23 protein-coding genes and 1 other annotated feature are annotated in these 19,340 nt (G+C 35.3%); of the genes, 8 read left to right on the plus strand and 15 right to left on the minus strand.

All coding sequences use genetic code 11. The annotated features are described in order from the left end of the window. Positions 1–59 precede the first annotated feature (59 nt). On the minus strand, positions 60–317 hold the full coding sequence (locus MKY29_RS14315; protein ID WP_340880132.1) for a hypothetical protein: 258 nt from the start codon (positions 315–317) through the stop codon (positions 60–62). Positions 318–623: 306 nt separating this feature from the next. Here MKY29_RS14315 and MKY29_RS14320 point away from each other — a divergent pair, with 306 nt between their 5' ends. Further along, entirely contained in the window at positions 624–1,154 is a 531-nt protein-coding gene (locus tag MKY29_RS14320) for an SOS response-associated peptidase (RefSeq protein WP_445677877.1), read from the plus strand. Positions 1,155–1,440: 286 nt separating this feature from the next. Here the strand turns inward: MKY29_RS14320 and MKY29_RS14325 are convergent, their stop codons facing one another. The 3 genes from MKY29_RS14325 to MKY29_RS14335 all read right to left on the minus strand — a co-directional run bounded on the left by MKY29_RS14325 (position 1,441) and on the right by MKY29_RS14335 (position 2,928). Further along, entirely contained in the window at positions 1,441–1,569 is a 129-nt protein-coding gene (locus MKY29_RS14325; protein ID WP_340880134.1) for a hypothetical protein, read from the minus strand. Between the two features lie 174 nt (positions 1,570–1,743). Further along, positions 1,744–1,950, minus strand: coding sequence for a hypothetical protein (locus MKY29_RS14330; protein ID WP_340880135.1), 207 nt, complete (start codon positions 1,948–1,950; stop codon positions 1,744–1,746). Positions 1,951–2,337: 387 nt separating this feature from the next. After that, entirely contained in the window at positions 2,338–2,928 is a 591-nt protein-coding gene (locus tag MKY29_RS14335) for a recombinase family protein (protein ID WP_445677878.1), read from the minus strand. Positions 2,929–3,235: 307 nt separating this feature from the next. Here MKY29_RS14335 and MKY29_RS14340 point away from each other — a divergent pair, with 307 nt between their 5' ends. After that, positions 3,236–3,397 carry a hypothetical protein gene (locus MKY29_RS14340; protein ID WP_340880136.1) on the plus strand — a complete coding sequence of 54 codons (162 nt, stop codon included), beginning with the start codon at positions 3,236–3,238 and terminating at the stop codon, positions 3,395–3,397. A 29-nt stretch (positions 3,398–3,426) separates the two neighbouring features. Here the strand turns inward: MKY29_RS14340 and MKY29_RS14345 are convergent, their stop codons facing one another. Continuing rightward, on the minus strand, positions 3,427–3,624 hold the full coding sequence (locus tag MKY29_RS14345) for a hypothetical protein (RefSeq protein ID WP_340880137.1): 198 nt from the start codon (positions 3,622–3,624) through the stop codon (positions 3,427–3,429). Between the two features lies 1 nt (position 3,625). Continuing rightward, a complete protein-coding gene (locus tag MKY29_RS14350) occupies positions 3,626–4,786 on the minus strand; it encodes a hypothetical protein (RefSeq protein WP_340880138.1) in 1,161 nt (386 codons plus the stop codon). Between the two features lie 244 nt (positions 4,787–5,030). Here MKY29_RS14350 and MKY29_RS14355 point away from each other — a divergent pair, with 244 nt between their 5' ends. Next, a complete protein-coding gene (locus MKY29_RS14355; protein WP_340880139.1) occupies positions 5,031–5,348 on the plus strand; it encodes a hypothetical protein in 318 nt (105 codons plus the stop codon). 178 nt (positions 5,349–5,526) lie between these two features. On the opposite strand, the gene MKY29_RS14360 is transcribed toward MKY29_RS14355, so the two are convergent. The 7 genes from MKY29_RS14360 to MKY29_RS14390 form a co-directional block, all read right to left on the minus strand. Then, complete coding sequence (locus tag MKY29_RS14360) at positions 5,527–6,030, minus strand: helix-turn-helix domain-containing protein (RefSeq protein WP_340880140.1); 504 nt, start codon at positions 6,028–6,030, stop codon at positions 5,527–5,529. Between the two features lie 157 nt (positions 6,031–6,187). Further along, a complete protein-coding gene (locus MKY29_RS14365; RefSeq protein ID WP_340880141.1) occupies positions 6,188–6,589 on the minus strand; it encodes a hypothetical protein in 402 nt (133 codons plus the stop codon). After that, positions 6,586–8,367, minus strand: coding sequence for a YfjI family protein (locus MKY29_RS14370; RefSeq protein WP_340880142.1), 1,782 nt, complete (start codon positions 8,365–8,367; stop codon positions 6,586–6,588). Before MKY29_RS14370 ends, MKY29_RS14365 begins: the two co-directional genes overlap by 4 nt. Beyond that, entirely contained in the window at positions 8,346–9,191 is an 846-nt protein-coding gene (locus tag MKY29_RS14375; RefSeq protein ID WP_340880143.1) for a bifunctional DNA primase/polymerase, read from the minus strand. Before MKY29_RS14375 ends, MKY29_RS14370 begins: the two co-directional genes overlap by 22 nt. 29 nt (positions 9,192–9,220) lie before the next feature. Next, the gene (locus MKY29_RS14380; protein WP_340880144.1) at positions 9,221–9,382 is read right to left on the minus strand and encodes a hypothetical protein; all 162 of its coding nucleotides are present in this window, start codon (positions 9,380–9,382) and stop codon (positions 9,221–9,223) included. Positions 9,383–9,651: 269 nt separating this feature from the next. Beyond that, a complete protein-coding gene (locus MKY29_RS14385) occupies positions 9,652–9,921 on the minus strand; it encodes a hypothetical protein (RefSeq protein WP_340880145.1) in 270 nt (89 codons plus the stop codon). A gap of 15 nt (positions 9,922–9,936) precedes the next feature. Beyond that, positions 9,937–10,152, minus strand: coding sequence for a helix-turn-helix transcriptional regulator (locus MKY29_RS14390; protein ID WP_340880146.1), 216 nt, complete (start codon positions 10,150–10,152; stop codon positions 9,937–9,939). Between the two features lie 106 nt (positions 10,153–10,258). On the opposite strand from MKY29_RS14390, the gene MKY29_RS14395 reads away from it, so the two are divergent. Next, positions 10,259–11,065 carry a helix-turn-helix domain-containing protein gene (locus MKY29_RS14395; protein WP_340880147.1) on the plus strand — a complete coding sequence of 269 codons (807 nt, stop codon included), beginning with the start codon at positions 10,259–10,261 and terminating at the stop codon, positions 11,063–11,065. 61 nt (positions 11,066–11,126) lie between these two features. After that, a complete protein-coding gene (locus MKY29_RS14400; protein WP_340880148.1) occupies positions 11,127–12,314 on the plus strand; it encodes a site-specific integrase in 1,188 nt (395 codons plus the stop codon). A gap of 565 nt (positions 12,315–12,879) precedes the next feature. On the opposite strand, the gene MKY29_RS14405 is transcribed toward MKY29_RS14400, so the two are convergent. Next, a complete protein-coding gene (locus MKY29_RS14405) occupies positions 12,880–13,128 on the minus strand; it encodes a hypothetical protein (RefSeq protein ID WP_241596937.1) in 249 nt (82 codons plus the stop codon). A gap of 201 nt (positions 13,129–13,329) precedes the next feature. Here MKY29_RS14405 and MKY29_RS14410 point away from each other — a divergent pair, with 201 nt between their 5' ends. After that, complete coding sequence (locus tag MKY29_RS14410) at positions 13,330–13,494, plus strand: hypothetical protein (protein WP_241596939.1); 165 nt, start codon at positions 13,330–13,332, stop codon at positions 13,492–13,494. A 50-nt stretch (positions 13,495–13,544) separates the two neighbouring features. Here MKY29_RS14410 and tyrS read toward each other — a convergent pair whose 3' ends face one another. Then, complete coding sequence (gene tyrS / locus MKY29_RS14415; protein ID WP_093496225.1) at positions 13,545–14,807, minus strand: tyrosine--tRNA ligase; 1,263 nt, start codon at positions 14,805–14,807, stop codon at positions 13,545–13,547. A gap of 47 nt (positions 14,808–14,854) precedes the next feature. Continuing rightward, positions 14,855–15,050, minus strand: a binding site (T-box leader). 99 nt (positions 15,051–15,149) lie between these two features. On the opposite strand from tyrS, the gene MKY29_RS14420 reads away from it, so the two are divergent. Both MKY29_RS14420 and MKY29_RS14425 read left to right on the plus strand, forming a co-directional pair. Then, complete coding sequence (locus MKY29_RS14420; RefSeq protein ID WP_093496224.1) at positions 15,150–18,077, plus strand: transglycosylase domain-containing protein; 2,928 nt, start codon at positions 15,150–15,152, stop codon at positions 18,075–18,077. 709 nt (positions 18,078–18,786) lie between these two features. After that, positions 18,787–19,164 carry an SET domain-containing protein gene (locus MKY29_RS14425; protein WP_090564311.1) on the plus strand — a complete coding sequence of 126 codons (378 nt, stop codon included), beginning with the start codon at positions 18,787–18,789 and terminating at the stop codon, positions 19,162–19,164. The last annotated feature ends 176 nt before the right edge of the window (positions 19,165–19,340 follow it).

A 19,340-nucleotide genomic window follows, 5' to 3' on the forward strand; every position in this document is an offset into this window, starting at 1 on the left:
CACATGTACATAAAAATAGACCATCATTTTTTGATGGTCCTGTTTAACTAAAGCACCCGTTAGTTGAACAGTTTTTTATATGAAAATATTATAATTCCGCAAATTACAGCTACTCCTAAAAATGTGAATAAGTAAAGAAAAGGAGAACTAACCTTACTAAAAACTACTTCACTTTGAAGTGTCTCTACATTATCCCATGCACTTGCAAAATCTGGTTTATAATTTCTTGTTTTTATATAACCGACTAACATCATACCCATAGAATAGACTACATGAATTACAATTGAACCAATAATTGCTTGAAGAACTAACTTCATTTAGACACCCCTTTACAACCTCTTATTACCATGATAACCCATATGTCTTATTAAACTAAACTGCCGCGTTAGTTTAAGTGTAACATTTCACAATCTGTATAGAAATAATAACATAAATATCCATTAAATTAATTACCTCAACTCTAACTCGGGATAGAGTTGAGCAAATAATAATCAAACTTTGATGAATCCTTTTGCATTATCGAACTTTTTTATAAGTGAACAGACTTTATTTTAAAGCTCCATTATTCCTTCCTAATCAACATATGTATCGATATAGTCATATATATAAGGATTAATATGCACTTGTTTAAATATTATTTAATATTTAGTGTTGATAATTTAATACCCGGTTGGGCAAAAGATGAAAAAATAAGATACAAAATGATCAACGCACGCTCGGAGACAGTAGATGAAAAACCTAGTTTTCGGCAAGCATTTGCTCGACGACGCTGTGTAATCGCTATGGATTCATTTTATGAATGGAAAGTCACACCTACAGGTAAAGTACCTATGCGAATAAAGATGAAATCAGATGAAGTGTTTGGAGTTGCAGGGTTATGGGAAAAATGGGTAGCACCAAATGGGGAAAACATTCACTCTTGTACGATTCTTACGACAGAAGCTAATTCCTTAGTATCTGACATACATGACCGTATGCCCGTAATTTTAAGACATGAAGACGAAAAGGTTTGGTTAAATCCAGAACTACAAACAAAAGAAACGTTGAAACGATTGTTAGTTCCTTACGATGCAACCTTTATGGATGCTTATGCTGTTTCTAGTGATGTGAATTCACCGAAGAATAATTACAAAGGACTATTAAACTCTCTATAAACAAAAACGACTACCTAGACTACCTATAAATTAATGGTTGGTCGTCTAATGTTTTTATAAGAATTGAGCATTTTAAGTCTATTAACACTTACCCTTTCAAAAAAAGAGCTACCTAAGCAGCTCCAATAACTTTCACTAAAACACTCGTTAGTTGAGTTTGCATAGCAAAGCAGGTGTTGTCATATCACTTCACTATAAATCATCCTTTTCCTTTCTAAAATTTAGATCCAGGAGCTGTAAAAGTTAAAGATGGTTTTTGACTTGACAATGTCTGAAAGATGATTGATTAAGTTAAATGACCAAATAATCGCTGCATGGTCATTTCAAGGGGATCAAATACATCGACTTGTTTTTCACCAGACGTCTTACCGTTATCGAGCTTTACAACACTATATAGACGAAAATAGGTGTACACACGGCGATCTCCATAAGGATTGTTTTGTATATTATTGTAAAGTTCTTCTAGTTTAGTATATTCATTGAAGAAATATTCTTTACTGGATTTTCTATAAGATACTTTCCCAATAAAAAAGCCTTTTATAAAACCAACAGTATCGGCTTTAAAAAAACGCCCTGCTTCATATTGTTCCTACATAGGATATTTAACCTGATAAGGTGGTAATTTACCTTTAGAATTTAGCTGTTCAATAATGTCTACGGCTTCGTTGGGAAAATTCTTTATAAGCATTTTCTTAATCAAGCGGATGTCTTCATCTGGGCAACCAATAATATTTATTCCTTCTTCTCTTTCTAGCGCTCGTCTATACAATGTTTCATATTTATATTCTCGTTTCATTAGAATATTATGCCCCCTACTTCATCTTTTAGATTCAACCTTATTAATATCGGTTAAATTCTAAAATGATGACTAGAACCAAAACAATTTTCGAATTTTTATTGTTAAAGTTTAAAGCTTCGGGAAAAGACTTTCAAATAACGTCCCTTCCTTTCCTGTAAACTAAACTATTCATACTTTACAATGGCTGCCACTTTATCTGGGCTTCAGAGCTCATAATCTGTTCATTGTGATGTATGGAAAGTATTTATTGGATAGCTTCAAAATGTTTGGTTTTATCATGTTTTACCCGGTTATAATATTAGGATTTCGAAAAAACTCTTGTTTTCTTTAACATATAAGTGCCTTTTACAAAATTTGTCTCGCTACCCCGATTTTTGATCAAAATCACTTCTCCATTTGTTCTTTCATCTTCAAATAGATCGTTGGCTTCGGTACTCCTGTAAGCTTCACAATGTCAGCAACAGACATACCGTTTGCTTCCCTTGTAGCCATCAAATTTAATGCCTGTTGTACTTTCTTTTCCGGTTGTCCAATACGGCCCATATGTTTCCCTGCTGCCTTTGCACGTTTTCTACCTTCACTCGTTCTTTCAACAATAATATCACGCTCAAATTGTGCAAAGCTCCCCAAGATGTTGAACATCAATTTGTTTAGGCTTGTGTTGTCTTTACCTGCTCCAAACGTTATGTTGTCTCGAAGGAAAACAACACTAACACCTTTCTCGTTTAATTCTGTAACAATATTATTTAAGTCGATAATGCTTCGAGCCAATCGATCAATTTTCGTGACTAGCACTGTATCCCCTTCACGAACGTATTCAAGTAATTCTTTTAACTTGATACGATTCTTTGTGCTTGTACCAGTTACTTTCTCAACGAATAACTTTACACATCCCGCTTCTTTTAAAGTTTCAATTTGCGTTGTTAACTCTTGACCTTCACTAGAAACACGACCATATCCAACTTTTTCACCCACAATTCCACTCCCCTGTCTAATTGTTATCAATGTTATGTACTAATATTTATATACAAACTTTTAGACAAATATTCGTTGGGATATGGAATACATTTCGAATGAATTATTAATGGTCTATTTCTTAACACTTTTATACATTTGCTTTCTGAAATCAGTGTATATTTCACCGAAAAGACATGTTTATGACCTCATTGAGATTGGTTTCATATCATATGATAGAAAATACAGGTTTGTTGTCCATACTGTAAAATGAATAGGAACTCTTGTAGCCTTAGGTTAAAATATCATAATTGAAGGAAGTAAAAGGATGGATGTAAAAAAACTGATTGCCCGCAGTAAAGAAGCTTCTTTGAAGTCAATGGATCAGCTTGTTGAAGAGAAACATGAGAAGTATAGGCAAAGACAAAATGAGCTGAGAAAAAAATGGATCCCGGAGAGATATAATACCAAATTAGATGAAAAAAAATAAAAGCTCCTTGAATTTAATCAAGGGGCTTTTTAATGACTTAGACTAAGAACTTTTGCATGTTTTCTACGCAATTTCTCAACATCTTGTTCAATTTGCTCTTGTTTCTCTTCCAACAATCTAACTGTAATGGAAGCTTCTATTGATGATGATCCCTTTTCACTATTAGATGAATGTGCTTGAGCACGTGCATTTTCAATTAATTTAGATCTAAACGTTTTGTTGAGCATATTAAGAATCTCCCTTCTTTTTATGGTCATTTTCCTGCATTAATAAACACATTGAGTGAATGACTCTCATAATCTCACGAGTATTTAATTCTTCGTTTGGAATGGTCAGCAACAAAGCTTTTTCCTGTGAGGAATCTGGATGAAAGTTTATAACCCATAATTTATTATACCCCATTTTGAATAATCGTGAAACTACAAACCTTCCTTCGCTCGGTTCATCAATGATATGCTCTTCGTATTTCCCTTTTCGTACAACTTCAACAGCAGCGTATGATTGGTCCATTTTAATTGATTTAGGGCTAATCCCTGTTGTTCCTTCATCGTAAATTTTTTGAAGAAACTTTTCGCTCTCGTCCTGCTCGACAAGTTCATAAATCGTAATTCCGGTTCCAACCATATTAACCAAATCAGCAATAGAAAAACAGTTATTGTGCATACGATATAATGCTGTATTCGTGTTTTTCATAAACTCAATAAGGTACTTGAGCGTTAAATGAAGTTCATAAGTCTCATTAACTAACGAACCTACTTCATTATCAAATTCAAGTAAAGCATGCTTGTATTCCTTTTTTTCAGCCTTAGAAACCGCAATTGCTTGTTCTAGCCTTATTTCAAGGTCTCGTTTTTCTTGGTTAACAAATGCATCAATTCTTTCATAAATATGCTTATAATGCTGGTTTTCTTGTATAATTTTATGTAGTTCATTCGGTATTGAAGCGAAATAAAATTCCTCATCCTGTGCGATTGCGGATTTTAACAGCTCGTATTCCTGACTACGAAATAATACATAAGCATCAAAACGAAAATATCCACTTTTGAAGTCACACATCGCCCTTGGAGCCAAAAAAAAGAAAGAAATCGTATATGCGAATCCGAATATCCAAATTGCTAATTCAAGATAGCCTAAACTTGTAGCTTTCAACAAAATAAAATATAGCGTGCCACCAATATACATAGGTAGCCCTGGGGAAAGATTCAATGTCTTTAGTTTTGTTAATCCCTTTAAATTCCCCATTGACAAAAAGGGAAGGATAAACCACAGAATCCACCACTTTTTTACATTATTAATTTTATCGTCTTTGGATAAACGAATTGTTCTTGCTGCTTGATCTAATTCATCTGTAATATGTGACAGTCTATGAAAAGCTCTAGTTTCTTCCAATCTTCATCACCCCATACGCAAATATATCAAAAAATTGGGACAACGTATAGACCAACTTTTTTCCACACTAAACTACCTAATTAATATTAATTTTCCTATTAGTTAATTCCCCATTCTCCTTATCATAAAAACGTACGTTTATTAAGTAACGGGAAAATTTAAATAGTATGAATTTTCTGTTATTATATTGACATTTAATTACCATTATTTTATATTGAATTAGAGAATGAAAGGAGCTATTGTTGTGAAAACGTTTAAGACATTAGAACAAGCAAAAAAAGACTTACTCGAGCTGCAATACTATGTCAGACTCATTGAAGAATACCAACCAAAAAATTTTACACAAGAGGTTATTAAAATTTATGCAATACACGGTAGTATTGCTAAAACAACAGCTACATTGTCCAATCAAGGACATCTCATTGAACAGAAAGAGGTATCTAACATAATAAAAAGTACTCCAGCCAACGACGATTTCTTACATAAAAAAATAAAAAGCCTCTATCTCAAGAAAACACGATCTACACGTAGAACTACTAGTAGTATACAAAAGTATTATTAGTTTAATAGTTGTAGGATGTAGTCCACTAAAATAATAAAAAGGACCGGGAACAGAGGTCCTTTTATTGTGTTCTTATTCAACTAGAGTACCAAGTTAACATAATAAACACATTTTTATCTATTAATGGATCTCATGTATTACTGAATAGAACAGTCTATCAAATAACTGGGGAGTGTTATTAATTACTCCACTTTTCTAGAGCTCCCATTTCCACTTTAATGCCCTCATGCTCATTTTTAATTTCCACTCTTTCTCTCCATCTTTCCGGTTGACGATTCTTCAGCCAAAAGATTTGTGATGTGACGTCTGGCGCTTGCAACTTAACAACACGTTTTATTAATACCATTTCACCTAAATGGTTCTTCCCCCATGTTTCCTCTTCATATCGGTACCCTAGCGCTCTCTTCAATAAAGAATTCTCTACTTGGTCATCAATTACTTTCTTTCCCTTCTTAATGGCATCGGCAAAGTCGGGAAAACGATCCTGCCATTCATACAATGTCGCCACGTTTATCCCTATTTTGCTTGCAAGCTGTTTGTTAATTAATCCCTCTTCTGCCCATTTTGTTATTTGTGCCAAACCTTCTTCACTTAACCATTCAGTGTAAAGAGGTTTGCGACCAACCTTATTCTCCCCGGTTTTTAAAACATCCTGCGAGACAGTTAGTGATTTTTTCCCCATGTGTCATCGCTCCTTCTTAATATGCTTCCTTTACCTTAACAGAATTACCTTTATAGATGATTACTCACAATTGGTGATAAATGAAAAATGGTTTCATGTTGTTGGAACCTTAAAGCCGATCAGAGCTAGTAGACTCTTTCTAGATACTTTCCCCTGTTCACTTCTTGTTTCTTGTAATAAAGTTTTTATAACCGACAAACTCATTAAAAACATACTCGAATGTATTTCCCTTTGCGATGACTTTATGACTTGTTGCAGTTTTCACACCTCGCTTGTACGTTTCTCTGGTAGCAATCCATTCACCGTCAAGGTATTCGATATAAGCGAAGGTAAAGGGGCTAACCGTAAAGGTATACAGCATTCCAGATATACCAATTAGTATGCCGTTCTCTATTGCAAGAAGATCCCTATTCAACCCTTTGATTAGTTCGTCTTTGTTGGCAATTATTTCATTCTTCAAGTTAGCAGGAAGCTTTGCCATGTTTTCAACTCGTATTCCATCGCCCTCAAGTGATAAAGAATTACCTTCACGCTCACATTTTAAAAGCAGTTCAATCATAGAAGACCCGAACCATCTTCATTGATTGTTATAACTCGGGAAAGTGTACTCACTGTACTCATGAAACCCTCGTCCTCACTTCCATCTATGTTTGTAGTGTGCTCCTCATCGTTCTCACTTGTCCCCACCGTACTCATGTTGCACTCATCCTTTTTAGATTCCGTACTTGTTGAGTCTGTGTCAAGTGCATTGAGTACACTTGAGTTTTCACCCGAACTCTTCTCAAAACCTTTACCCTTACGACTTTCGGGTGCATTGAGTACGGTGTGTACGCTTTTCTCGGTGTTTAGAAATGATGGGTTTATTATGATTACTTTCTTCTTTTTATCAAATCCCACTTTTAAGTAATTCATTTCTTCAAGTTGATTCAATACTTCGTTCAATTCTTTCACTTGAAACTTTCTTCTTACTGATTGTTGTAATTCCCGATAACTAAATAATTCAATACCCTCAAACTTGTCCGAGATCCGTTTCAATATATACATGGCATTCTTTTCGCCGTCTGTAGACTTCATCACTCCATACGCTTCTTTTGTATGCGCTATAAAGTAATCCCTTAGACTTTTAGCTGCGAGATATGTTTCCTCACTGACTACTGTTGTTGCGGTGGATATATGGTCTATGTGCTTCGCTATGTGTAATAGACCAGCAATCCGATTGATTCCACCGCCCAACTTAGAACCCCATTCAGTCATGATTCCACCTAACTCGCCATCATCACGAAGCATGACTTCGATTTCTGTACGATTCTCCACCTCTAACCTTTTGGCTGTTTCTGAAAGCGTCAATACAATTGCTTTTGGTGGATCAAACTCTAGCAACTGTTTTAAATTGCTTCTATATTTAGTTCTGTGCTCTTCTGGAATGGTTTCTGTTTCAATATCTCTATAACCTACCCAGGACTGTGGGAAAGAGAAGAAAAATCTTTGAAGTAGTCCTCTGTCTTGAAATTTCTTTGGAAGATCCCTCATAGATTCGGGCTGAACGAATAACCCTATTGTTAATTTAGGATTGTCCAAATATATCGAGTCCCGAGCCATCCTATCTATTGTTACCGAATCCCCAGAATACGCTTCCAGATATAAGTTCATTGAAGCATCCACCGAGTTCCCATCATATCTACCAGCTATGCTATTCAAAGCACCAGCACCCTCTGCTGATAGAATGGACATAGCTTCTTTATTCTCGCTCATTAATAGACCTAACTTCTCAACTGTTACGTCATTTGTGCTTAATCTGGGCGGCTGGATTATTTCAGTTGATTCTATTTCATATTGAAGTAGCTCAATACTTTTAAGAGTTTCCTCTTTATTGTCACTCGCATAGTCTTTTTCAAGTTTCCTCAATCTAGCTTCCTTCGCTTTTTTACCAGCTGCTTGGGTGCTTATCTCGAATTTTAATCTTTCATTTTCATCTCTTTCAAAAAGTGTAATTGGTTCTTGAAATGCTTTAAAGACTCCACTTTTTCTTGAGCCTGGTGGCAAGGCCAATAAAGTATAAGTATTTAAAGATTCCTTCCAATCACTATTAATCTGCAAAATTGCCTTAGTTTGTGATATAGTTGATATAATCGATATAGCTGCAAAGCATGATGCATCTACTGGAGTTTGAGTGGTTTCTGCAACTGCTAATATATATTCACTAAGCCATTCAGGAAAGACGCTGGTATCAAACACTGGAAGCGTTCCACTATCGAATGGTATAGGCTGTTCCCATTGCGGAACGGCCTCTTTTTTTTGTTCGCTTTGTTGATTAATTAATCTTTCAATGTTATCCATTTATCCTTTCCCTCCCTTCGTTTGTATTCCTTACCCGCTATTGAGTTAACAATTGTATCTAACTCCGATTGATCTAGTGGAGGATTGTTGCGTTCACTGTTCCATAAAGCCATTATTTCCATGATGATGAAAGGATCTACATATCTGCGGAACAGATGCCCTGCTAATTGTGTAGTTGCGTCATTCCGTCCTCCATCATTCACCCCACTAATAAGGTTCTGCCAATAATTTGAATCCACTTTAACTTGTGGCGTGCCTTGTGGCGTTATAACCGCATCCAATAACCATTGCGGTGATTCTGCTATTTCGGTTTCAATCGGTCTGCTTGAAAGTTCCCATTGATATTGATTTCCACTGAGATGGTTTGATGGACTAACTACGATATATCCACCATCGCCCCGAATATCAATCGAGGGAAATAATTTCGTTTTACTCCCAATGCCCTCCTGATAGTTAAATAAATAGTGTGAGCCACCGCTTCCTGTTATGGCCTGGACCGTATCCGGCAATACCCCAAAATGGCTAGTCAATCGTTCCAGTGACTCGTCGCCTTCCTTACCATCCACATCGACTGCAAAAAAACCACTAACTCGACCTGTCACAACCCCGATATTGCTATCTGGATGGAGGGTAAACCACTTATTTATGATGCTTAGGTCTGTAGTAGCCGATTTCAGACCATCCCACGTTCTTGGATGCTTGCCAGGCGCTGAACATTGTTTACCGCAAGTACATTCTCCGTTTACTACCGAATGAACCGGAAACACTGACCATGATAGTAGTTCCGCATAAGCTGTTGCAGCACGCAGAACGGGATTGTCCACTTTCATATTTTCAGATAAATTTGTTTTACTCATTTTTTCAAATCCTTTCGGTTTGTTTCTTCATAAGAAGCGAAGTAGTCACAAGTAGCAGACTTTTTTACTACATTACCACCATTAACCTTATTAGCCATTTCATATTTATAAAGTGTAAATGACGACATAAACGGATAATTACATCTTCCTAAAATCATTCATTACACCACCTACCTAAGTAGGACTTGGTCGCACCTAGCACGACAGAACTTGACGCATACTTTTATAAAAAGTATTTTGCGTTTAAGCGTTAGCATGATTTTAAGTGGTTGTATCCATTGATACTCACCTAAACCCTTTGACATTAAGCTAATGAATAAGACTTTCCGTACTCGAAAACGTAGTAAGGTAATCTTTAACGGTATTTCAAAGTTTAAACGATTCAGACTATTTCTCCTGTGCATCATGCCGCCAAGCATTATTTGTTTTACCATTCATCTACAATTTCTTTTATTACTTCCAATGACTCTTTATAGAACCACCATCTTTTTCGTGATTTTCTTCTCTCAATATTTCGCATACGTGGGTCCGATAGAATTTCATCTTCTAAGAAACGTTTAGACATTGAAGTAATCACTGTTAATTTTTCAATGTCTATCATAAAAATACTCTCGTGAACTTGCAGATTTAGTTGATTCTCGATATACTCCTTGAATGCTTTTTCGTCAATTTGAACTTGGACACTTGCTGGGATCATTTTAGGGCTCCTCCCTCACTGCAATGCATGGTTTACATTGATTTCAAAAAAAATATCATCAAGGTGTTCGTCTAGCTCTCGTGAGATAAAAATTGCAGATTCTAAATTTGGAACTACTCTTTTGTTTTCTATATTTGCAATAGTCATCCTGCTTAGCTTAGTTCTTCTAGCAAGTTCTGAAATTGATATACCCCGCTTTAATCTAGCCTCTTTTAGCGAGTTGCTAATCATGAATACCACCTCCTTTTTATTAAATATAAGCTAAAACTAGCTAAAATGCAATGCATGGTTTACAATAAAAGAAAATATTTATTATATTATAAAGGTGTGACATTCTATGAATGAGTTTGGAGAGTATTTAAAACAGCTCCGAGGAAAACGTTCTTTGAGAGAAATGGAAAGAATTACAGGCTTAAGCCACACATATTTAAGCACCCTTGAAAAAGGTTATGATCCAAGAAGCCAAAAACCTCGTCACCCTACTCCCGAAGTATTAAAAAAAGTTTCGGAAACTCTGAATGTGGATTATGAGCAATTGCTTGAAAAAGCAGGTTATATTGACAGAACACCGGCTATAGGAATATATAACGAACTCATTAATTCAATTGAGGAAAATTCCCAATTAAGCGAACAACTGGCGGACCAACTATTTACTAATATGAATTTAGCAGCAAATAATAAATTAGATCCCCAATTAATCGAATCATTAAATAAACAAGTTAAAGAAGTAATTCTAATAGAACAAAATAATAGAAATATTACAAATGATTTTATTAAAAAAATGGCAAGGAGGGATTTAAGTACCATTGAATATAATGTTTTGGATTCAAATTTTTCAGATAAAAAAAATGAATTCGATTTAAAATATACTGTAGTATTTGAAATTTCTGCGGTGGAAAAAGTGAAAACTAAAAACGAAAAAGGTTTATTACAAAAAATACCTGAAAATAAAGCTCTTGAAAATTTTTACTCTATAGAAAACTTACTTTCACTTAGTGATCTTGTTAATTACAATGGAATAAAGCTTAATAAAGTAGACAAAGAAAAAATAACTCAAAAAATCAATGAAATTGTAAGAGTCAATGAACAAATTTCTTATAGAAACGATGAAATGAAAGTGGATATTACAAATAATAAGCAATAACAGTCATAACTTACCTATTCCTGTACATTACGCCGCCAAGCTATGGAAGGAATGGTAAAAGTTGAAGTTACACAAATCCAGTAAAGAACCTGAGATCTATTATTATTTCAATGTGAACGAAGAAAAAGTGTGGATGTATCGCCATAAATATTATGACAATACTGGTAAACGAAAAGAGAAAAAGAAAAGTGGATTTAAAACGGAAAGAGAAGCCCTTAAATCACTTATGGAGGTAAAGGCTGCAACATTACGTGGTGAAATCAGGCAAGTGGAGCATGATCAATTAACCGTTGGAGAATGGTTAGACATTTGGTATGAAATGAATAAAAATAGATGGAAAGTCACCTCTTGTAAACAAAGAGAAATGGCTATACGCCTACAAATGAAACCACTACTTGGCCACCATAAATTACAAAAATTAGACAGGTCCACATACACTAGGGAATACCTAAATGTATTGGAAAAGAAATATAAACCTAGTACCGTTGAATTATTTCATAGCTTATTCAAAATCGCTATCAATGCAGCTGTTGAGGATGAAATTTTGTTACGAAATAGGTTTACAAAAATCACGCTTTCCTCTACCAGTGATATTCAAGTAGAAAACGAAAATTTCCTTTCACCTTCAGAATTGGTTCTTTTTCTAGATGCTGCTAAGCATCTAGAAAATATCACGAACTATTCATGTCTCTTAACCATCTCGTATACAGGTATTCGTAGAGGAGAAGCATTGGGCTTGCAATGGAAAAACATAAATTTTGACAATAAAACCATAACAATAGAGAGAACCCGTGATAATAAAGGTATACGGACCCCCAAAACAAAGAATAGTTATAGAACTATATTAATCGATGACGTCCTAGTAATTCAATTGAAGGCATACAAAAAATGGTGTAAAGAAGCTATGCTTTCGTTTGGATATAAAATAAGAGAAGATGCTTTTGTGTTTACATCATTTCAAACTGGTCAACCTATCACAGATAACAGTATTTTATACGCTGTAAGAAGAATATTAAAAAATACTTCTCTTCCTCAAATAACTACACACGGATTAAGACATACACATTGTACAATTTTATTAAATCGTGGAGTTAATGTGAAGGTGATAGCAGAACGTCTGGGAAATACACCTCAAATGATTTTTGAAATATATGGACATGTATTGAAGGAATTAGAAACAGAATCTGTTGCATTGTTTAGTAAAAGCTTAGAAGCTAATGGGGCTAAATTTGGGGCTAGTCGCTCGTAAACACGCTTAAACCCCTGATATAACAAAGGTTTTTAATATTACTGAGTTCTACTCTCGTTAATATTATTGCTTTATTAAAAGCCTTCGAAAACTTGGTAACACAAGTTTTCGGGGCTTTTTTGTTTAACTCGAGACCTTTAAACCTCCACAGAAATAACTAATTTCGTATTTACAGGATGATATTCAAGATGGTCAATATAAAACTTCATTAAGCCCCTAATAAATCTGAATATCTTCATCTCGCCATGTCGAAATTAATGAACCTGTTTTGCCTATTGCCTTTTAATCACCTAAATTGTATAGCAATTTTATCAATAGCCCTTTAGTATTATCTGTCATTTTATTAAAATTATTTACCAGTTTTCCAATTACATGCTTTTACCTTAACTAATATTTTCAAATCCAAGATCTCATTCTCCACAATATCGTTAGTTTGTTTATAACAATAGAAAAACAGCTTTAAATTGTTTTAGAGGTTATTCTCTCTTTACAACTTAAGGCTGTTATGGTCGACTTCCTATTACCCCAAATATTTGCGCTTCCAAAACTGAATTTATTTTAATTCTTAACTTTTTTTCATATTCTCTATTAAGTCTAATAATCTTTGTTTTGTATTATCTGCTTCTTCTTCTAGCATCTTAAAATTGTAACCTGATTTATCTTGGTTGACTTCTACCTCTAATAAATCTCCCTCTTTAGCATCTACCGTAAATTTATCTTTTAGGATGACTAGTTTATTTGCTTTATTGTCCTTTTCAAATAGAACAACAAAAAAATCATCAAAATGATGTAATATATACCTCTTTGCACTCACTGCGAACGTCCCCTCAATCCAATAATAAAAAATTATGTTTTATAAGCAAACATATTTGTCCTTATTATTATTTTATACTATTTTAAGTTCTTTTTTAACTAGTAATGATTTCTTTTTTCATCTTCTTATTAAATTTGTGACTATTTAAACAAAACTGGTCAATACTAACGAGGAACTTTTAAGAAATAGGAGGGTCTTTGTATGAAAAAAGTTAAATCGTTTAGTTCACCCAATAAGAAGAAAAAAGATAATGTTACAGGCGAAAATTATCTGGAATATCAAAAATTAAATGAGCATGAAAAGAAACAACTTCAAGTAAAAGATGGCCAGAATAATCATCACATAGATGAGCGTGGCGGCTTTTAATCATTTTAAAAAGCTACTCCCCTTTAGAGTATTGGGAAGTAGCTTTTATCTTATACAAACTTAATCATTTTATAGTTTTTCTTACCTCTGCGCATAATCATAAACTCATCTTCTAATCGATCTGCTCCATCTACTACGTATGCAACATCTGTGATTTTTTCTCCATTAATAGAAATAGCACCATTGGTTACATCTTCTCGTGCCTGACGTTTAGATGGGGAGACTGCAGCCTCAACTATGAAGTCTACAATAGTTTTTTCCTCTTTAGACATCTCAACTGAAGGTACATCTTTAAAAGCATCTTTCATTTCCTTTGCAGTCAAAGCCTTCAAATCACCGCTAAATAATGCCTGGGAAATTCGAATGGCTTGGTCCAATGCATCTTGTCCATGGATTAAGCGAGTCATTTCTTCAGCTAGCGTAATTTGTGCTTTTCTTAAGTGCGGCTCATTTTCTACCGTTACTTCTAAGGACTCAATTTCTACACGCTCTAAGAAAGTAAAGATTTTCAAATATTTAATAACATCTGAGTCTGCTGTATTAATCCAGAACTGATAAAATTCGTATGGAGATGTCTTTTTGGCATCCAACCAGATCGAACCTGATGCAGATTTACCAAACTTTGTTCCATCAGCTTTTGTTACTAAAGGAATAGTAATACCATAGGCCTTCGTATTATCATCATGTGTTTTACGAATGACCTCTAAACCAGTAGTAATATTTCCCCATTGGTCGGATCCACCCACTTGAACTCGACATCCAAAATGGTCATATAAATGATTAAAATCAATCCCTTGAATAAGCGTATATGCAAATTCCGTAAAAGACAGTCCTGTATCTAAGCGAGAAGCAATAGAATCTTTTCCAAGCATATAGTTGATGTTAATTAATTTTCCAAAGTCTCTTAGAAATTCAATTACATTCATGGAGCCAATCCAATCACGGTTATTTACCATTTGTGCGCCGTTTTCGGATTGAAAATCAAAAATTTGCTCCATTTGTTTTTTTATCCCCTGGACATTCAAATCAATCTGCTCTGTCGTTTGTAATTGACGCTCTTCTGAACGACCTGAAGGATCTCCAATCATCCCTGTTGCTCCACCAACTAAAAGAATTGGTTTATGTCCATGCATTTGGAACCGTCTTAATGTTAACAATGGTACGATATGGCCAATATGCATACTGTCAGCAGTCGGATCCACCCCACAGTACAATGAGATTTTTTCCTTATTTAGAAGCTGTTCCATACCTTCCGCATCTGTTTGCTGATATAAAAGACCTCTCCAAGCTAAATCATCTAATAAGTTCACCATTTAATCTCCTCCTTAAAATAAAAAAGTCCCTACATGATATATAATCATGCAGGGACGCTTAATCGATAGCGCGGTACCACCCAGCTTGAAGGAATTACTCCCTCCGCCTCAATCACCGTATCGTTGTGAGTACGTTTAACTCCAAGCCTGTAATTCGTTGTTATACACTGACTAGCTCTCACCAACCGCTAGCTCTCTTCACAGTATGCATAAATACTACTTCGGACTTTTCTTCGTTAAAATATATACCTATTTTACCTAATTTACATTGGATGTCAATAACTATGTCTAACAATATGTGCGTATGGTATAATAATTCAAGATTTAGGGGGCGAGAACTGAATGAAGAAATGGCTAGAAAAAATACAGAATTATAAAGATAAATTTGATGTATGGGAGTCCACGAAATGGGCTAAGGGATTAAGAATATCTTCCGGTGTTTTATGGAATCTATGTTTACTTCTCATGGTCGGAATCCTGACAATGGGAGTATTCGGCGTATCTGTCGGCGCTGGATATTTTGCCTCATTAGTAAAAGAAGAACCTCTTCGTGATAAGGAAGAAATGCGAAGTGCTGTATTCAATTATGATGAGACTTCAGAAGTCTATTTTGACGGGGATGTATATTTAGGTAAATTACGTACTGATTTGGAACGAACAGAAACAAAGTTATCAGAGGTATCTCCTCATGTAATTGATGCAGTACTTGCTACTGAGGATGAGTATTTTGAAGTACATAATGGCATTGTACCAAAAGCAATATTCCGCGGATTACTTCAAGATGTATCTAACTCAGATACACAAACTGGTGGATCAACACTAACCCAACAATTGATCAAAAATCAAATTTTAACAAACGAAGTTTCTTACGAACGTAAAGCTAAAGAGATCCTATTAGCTATGCGTTTAGAACACTTTATGAACAAAGATGAAATACTAGAATCATATTTAAATATTATCCCTTATGGACGGAACTCTAATGGGAGAAACATTGCAGGGATAGAAACAGCGGCAAATGGAATATTCAATTTAAAAGCAAAAGATCTTACTTTACCCCAAGCGGCATACATAGCGGGTATTCCACAAGCTCCATTTGCATATACACCATTTCGACAAGGCGGTGAACTTAAAGAAGGAGAAGCCCTACAACTTGGTATTGAACGGATGAAAACTGTGTTATTCCGTATGAATGAAACTGGTTATATTACAGATGAAGAATACAATAATGCGGTAAGCTATGATATTACAAAAGATTTTAGACAGCCAGAAATTGTTGCAGAGGATAAATACCCTTGGTTGACTTACGAAATTGAAAATAGGGTTAAAGATATATTAAGAGATAAATTTGCTGAGGCAGACTCAATTGATCCTGCTAGATTAGATAAAGAGAAAAAACTATATGAAAAATACGATATTTTAGCACAACGTTCTATTAGCACAGATGGTTATCGCATTCACACCACTATTAATAAAGACATGTATGAGGCTATGTTAAAAGTGAGAGATGAATTCGAGTTTTATGGACATACTTTCCAAAAAGAAGTGAAAGATCCAGATTCCGGTGAGACCATTGTAAAAGACTTCCCTGTTCAAGTTGGCGGGATGTTAATAGAAAATGGAACAGGGAAGATTCTTTCTTTCTTAGGAGGAAGAGATCATAAACTTGATAAAGTAAACTACTCTACACAAGGTATCAGACCAATTGGTTCTACGATTAAACCCTTATTAGTATATGCTCCAGCAATAGAATATGGGATAATAGGTGCAGGTAGTCCTTTAGTAGACGTGAAGTTGGACAATTTAAGTAGTACCACTTGGGCAAAATCACCATCTAACTATACAACTACACAGGAGCTAGGTATTATTTCTGCTAGGGATGCTCTGACAACATCCCAAAACTTATCAACTATTCGTTTATACGATTTAATAATGGATCGTAAACCTACTGAATTTTTAACAAAAATGGGCTTTGAGAGTATTGAAGAAACAGAGTATGCCAATCACGCCCTTTCTATTGGTGGAATGACAAATGGTGCAACACTCGAGGAAAATACAAATGCCTTTGGTACGTTTGGAAACAATGGTCAATTTATCGATGCATATATGATTGAAAAAATAGAAGATGTAGACGGCAATGTAATTTATCAGCATGAAGTGGAAGCTGTACCCGTGTTTAGTAGCGCTACTTCATATATTATTACCGATATGTTAAGAGATGTATTGTCCGAGGGGACTGCAAAATTAGCAAACTCTAGATTGAAATTTCAATCTGATTTCGGAGCAAAAACGGGTACAACACAAAATCATAATGATTCATGGCTAGTAGGCTATAACCCAAATATTTCTTTAGGAGTTTGGTTAGGTTATGGAGATGATACACAAACATTATATTATATGAATAATCGCTACAATCACCCTAGTGTGCGTATCAATATGTTCTGGTCTAATATGATGAATGCCATGTATGATGTGAATCCTGAATTAGTAGATGCCTCTGCTAACTTTACGGCACCTGAGGGAGTCGTTACTAGATCATTCTGTGGAATTTCGGGATTAGCGGTCTCAGATGCATGTTCTCAAGCAGGTTTAGTAAAGTCTGATTTATTTAACGCGGCTGTCTTATTACCAACTGCAAAAGATGATAGTTTAATCTCTTCATCTTACGTTGAGATTAACGGAAACAGATATCGTGCGCTTGATAACACACCAAGCGAATTTGTTGTAAGTGGTGGCTACGGAGTAAACGAAGACTTTATCAAGCGTATGCTTGGTAAATTTGGAGGCAACGCTTCTAAGTTATTCCCTACAAAATCGGCCTTTGGAGGGAATGTTGTTTCGGAGGAAGTATTTAATGCTGACGGAAGCCCACCAGCTGCTGTCACTGCTACAATGACTAGTGGTACTATGACATGGTCTAAGTCTACTTCTGGGGATGTTGTGGGATATCGAGTGTATGAAGTCGTAAATGGACAAAGAGTACTACTTTCTTCTACCAAAGAGGCAGCAGAAAATAGTTTTTCTGTTAATCGAGCTGGTCAATTTATTGCTGTTGCTGTCGATATTACTGGATTAGAATCTGGAGCATCTAATATAGTTTCCATAGAAGCTGCAGAACCACCTGAACAAGTAATACCTCCTACAACACCTGAAGAGAATGAGGAGGATCCAGTTACACCTCCTGTTGTAGATCCAGTTACACCACCTATTGAAGAAGAACCTGTTACCCCTCCCGTAGAGGAAGAACCGACTTCTCCTGATGAGGGCGTGTAATAATAGTATAAATGAAACATAGAAGAGCCCTAATTCGATTTAGAATTGGGCTCTTTTTGAGGAATAAGAAAGTATAAAAAATTTCCAGGAATACTGGGTTGATGGAACAATAAAAGATGAATAATCCTACTGATTGCCGTTTCATGTGGACGCTTTCCGCCAGCGAAACCGAGCCTCCTCGTTCGCTACGCTCTTGGGGGTCACGACTTTCTTGGATATCCCGCTGGAGTCGCCACATTCCACTACAATCAATTTAATGAGTATTACACCACTAGGTGATTGGGCAAAGCAAATAGCTTAGATGATAAGATTTCCTAAATAATTGCATTAACTTCATCCTGACGTTTTTATAATGTAATCCTTGTTTAATAAGCAGATACTGTTTTCAATTATCTGTTTTTTAAAATGACCATTGTTGATAGGATCGTAGGGCGGCAACTTCAATGGGAACAGCACGAGCTGAAGACCCTGGACTGAGTGAAGCGGCTGAAGCCATGCCCACGGAAAGCATCCGCTCGTAGTGTAAACCAACGGCATATCTAGTTTTCTGTTCTATGAGGAACTGGCGTCTTTTTGCCAGGTCTTTCTTGTTCCATTAAATGGCCAACTATTATTACGCAATGATGTTACACCAAAATAAAAGGAGCATAATGTTCAAATTAATGTTACAGTTAGAAAGAATATTTTAAAAGTGAGTAGGCGAATAAACATGATTGAGGTAAAAACATCTCCATTAAGTGATGGAGAATTCAATAGAGGGGTATTTGCTACATGTGATATAAAAAAAGGAGAGCTTTTCCATGAAGCACCTGTCATTGCATATCCAAACGACCAGCATCAATACATTGAGCAAACTATACTTGGAGATTACGCTTTTGAATATGGAATAAATCATTCTGCTATCCTTCTTGGCTATGGAATGTTGTTTAACCATTCCTATGAACCGAATGCAATGTATGAGATTAATTTTGAAAATCACACATTTGACTTCTATGCTTACACAAATATTAAAGCAGGAGATGAAATTCTCATTAATTACAATGGTGAGATTGATAACAAAGATGAGCTGTGGTTTAACCAGGATTAAATAATACATGGAGTCAATTCGTGACGATTTTCCATCCGAAATACAATAATTTTTATAATTGTAGTTCTTTAATGACCGTCTATCATAAGTCTGATAGATGGTTTTTTATGTTACTTGGATTTCTCTCCTATCTTTTTTACATCAATCCAAGAAAATTAGTCTTAACAACTGTTAGT

It is taken from the genome of Psychrobacillus sp. FSL K6-2365 (assembly GCF_038003165.1).
In the GTDB taxonomy this organism is placed as follows: domain Bacteria; phylum Bacillota; class Bacilli; order Bacillales_A; family Planococcaceae; genus Psychrobacillus; species Psychrobacillus psychrodurans.

Coding starts and splice junctions, on each gene's coding strand:
- MKY29_RS14315 (WP_340880132.1), bottom strand. CDS start 317: ATGAAGTTAGTTCTTCAAGCAATTATTGGTTCAATTGTAATTCATGTA.
- MKY29_RS14330 (WP_340880135.1), bottom strand. CDS start 1,950: ATGAAACGAGAATATAAATATGAAACATTGTATAGACGAGCGCTAGAA.
- MKY29_RS14340 (WP_340880136.1), top strand. CDS start 3,236: ATGGATGTAAAAAAACTGATTGCCCGCAGTAAAGAAGCTTCTTTGAAG.
- MKY29_RS14345 (WP_340880137.1), bottom strand. CDS start 3,624: ATGCTCAACAAAACGTTTAGATCTAAATTAATTGAAAATGCACGTGCT.
- MKY29_RS14360 (WP_340880140.1), bottom strand. CDS start 6,030: ATGGGGAAAAAATCACTAACTGTCTCGCAGGATGTTTTAAAAACCGGG.
- MKY29_RS14365 (WP_340880141.1), bottom strand. CDS start 6,589: ATGATTGAACTGCTTTTAAAATGTGAGCGTGAAGGTAATTCTTTATCA.
- MKY29_RS14370 (WP_340880142.1), bottom strand. CDS start 8,367: ATGGATAACATTGAAAGATTAATTAATCAACAAAGCGAACAAAAAAAA.
- MKY29_RS14380 (WP_340880144.1), bottom strand. CDS start 9,382: ATGATTTTAGGAAGATGTAATTATCCGTTTATGTCGTCATTTACACTT.
- MKY29_RS14385 (WP_340880145.1), bottom strand. CDS start 9,921: ATGATCCCAGCAAGTGTCCAAGTTCAAATTGACGAAAAAGCATTCAAG.
- MKY29_RS14390 (WP_340880146.1), bottom strand. CDS start 10,152: ATGATTAGCAACTCGCTAAAAGAGGCTAGATTAAAGCGGGGTATATCA.
- MKY29_RS14395 (WP_340880147.1), top strand. CDS start 10,259: ATGAATGAGTTTGGAGAGTATTTAAAACAGCTCCGAGGAAAACGTTCT.
- MKY29_RS14410 (WP_241596939.1), top strand. CDS start 13,330: ATGAAAAAAGTTAAATCGTTTAGTTCACCCAATAAGAAGAAAAAAGAT.
- tyrS (WP_093496225.1), bottom strand. CDS start 14,807: ATGGTGAACTTATTAGATGATTTAGCTTGGAGAGGTCTTTTATATCAG.
- MKY29_RS14420 (WP_093496224.1), top strand. CDS start 15,150: ATGAAGAAATGGCTAGAAAAAATACAGAATTATAAAGATAAATTTGAT.
- MKY29_RS14425 (WP_090564311.1), top strand. CDS start 18,787: ATGATTGAGGTAAAAACATCTCCATTAAGTGATGGAGAATTCAATAGA.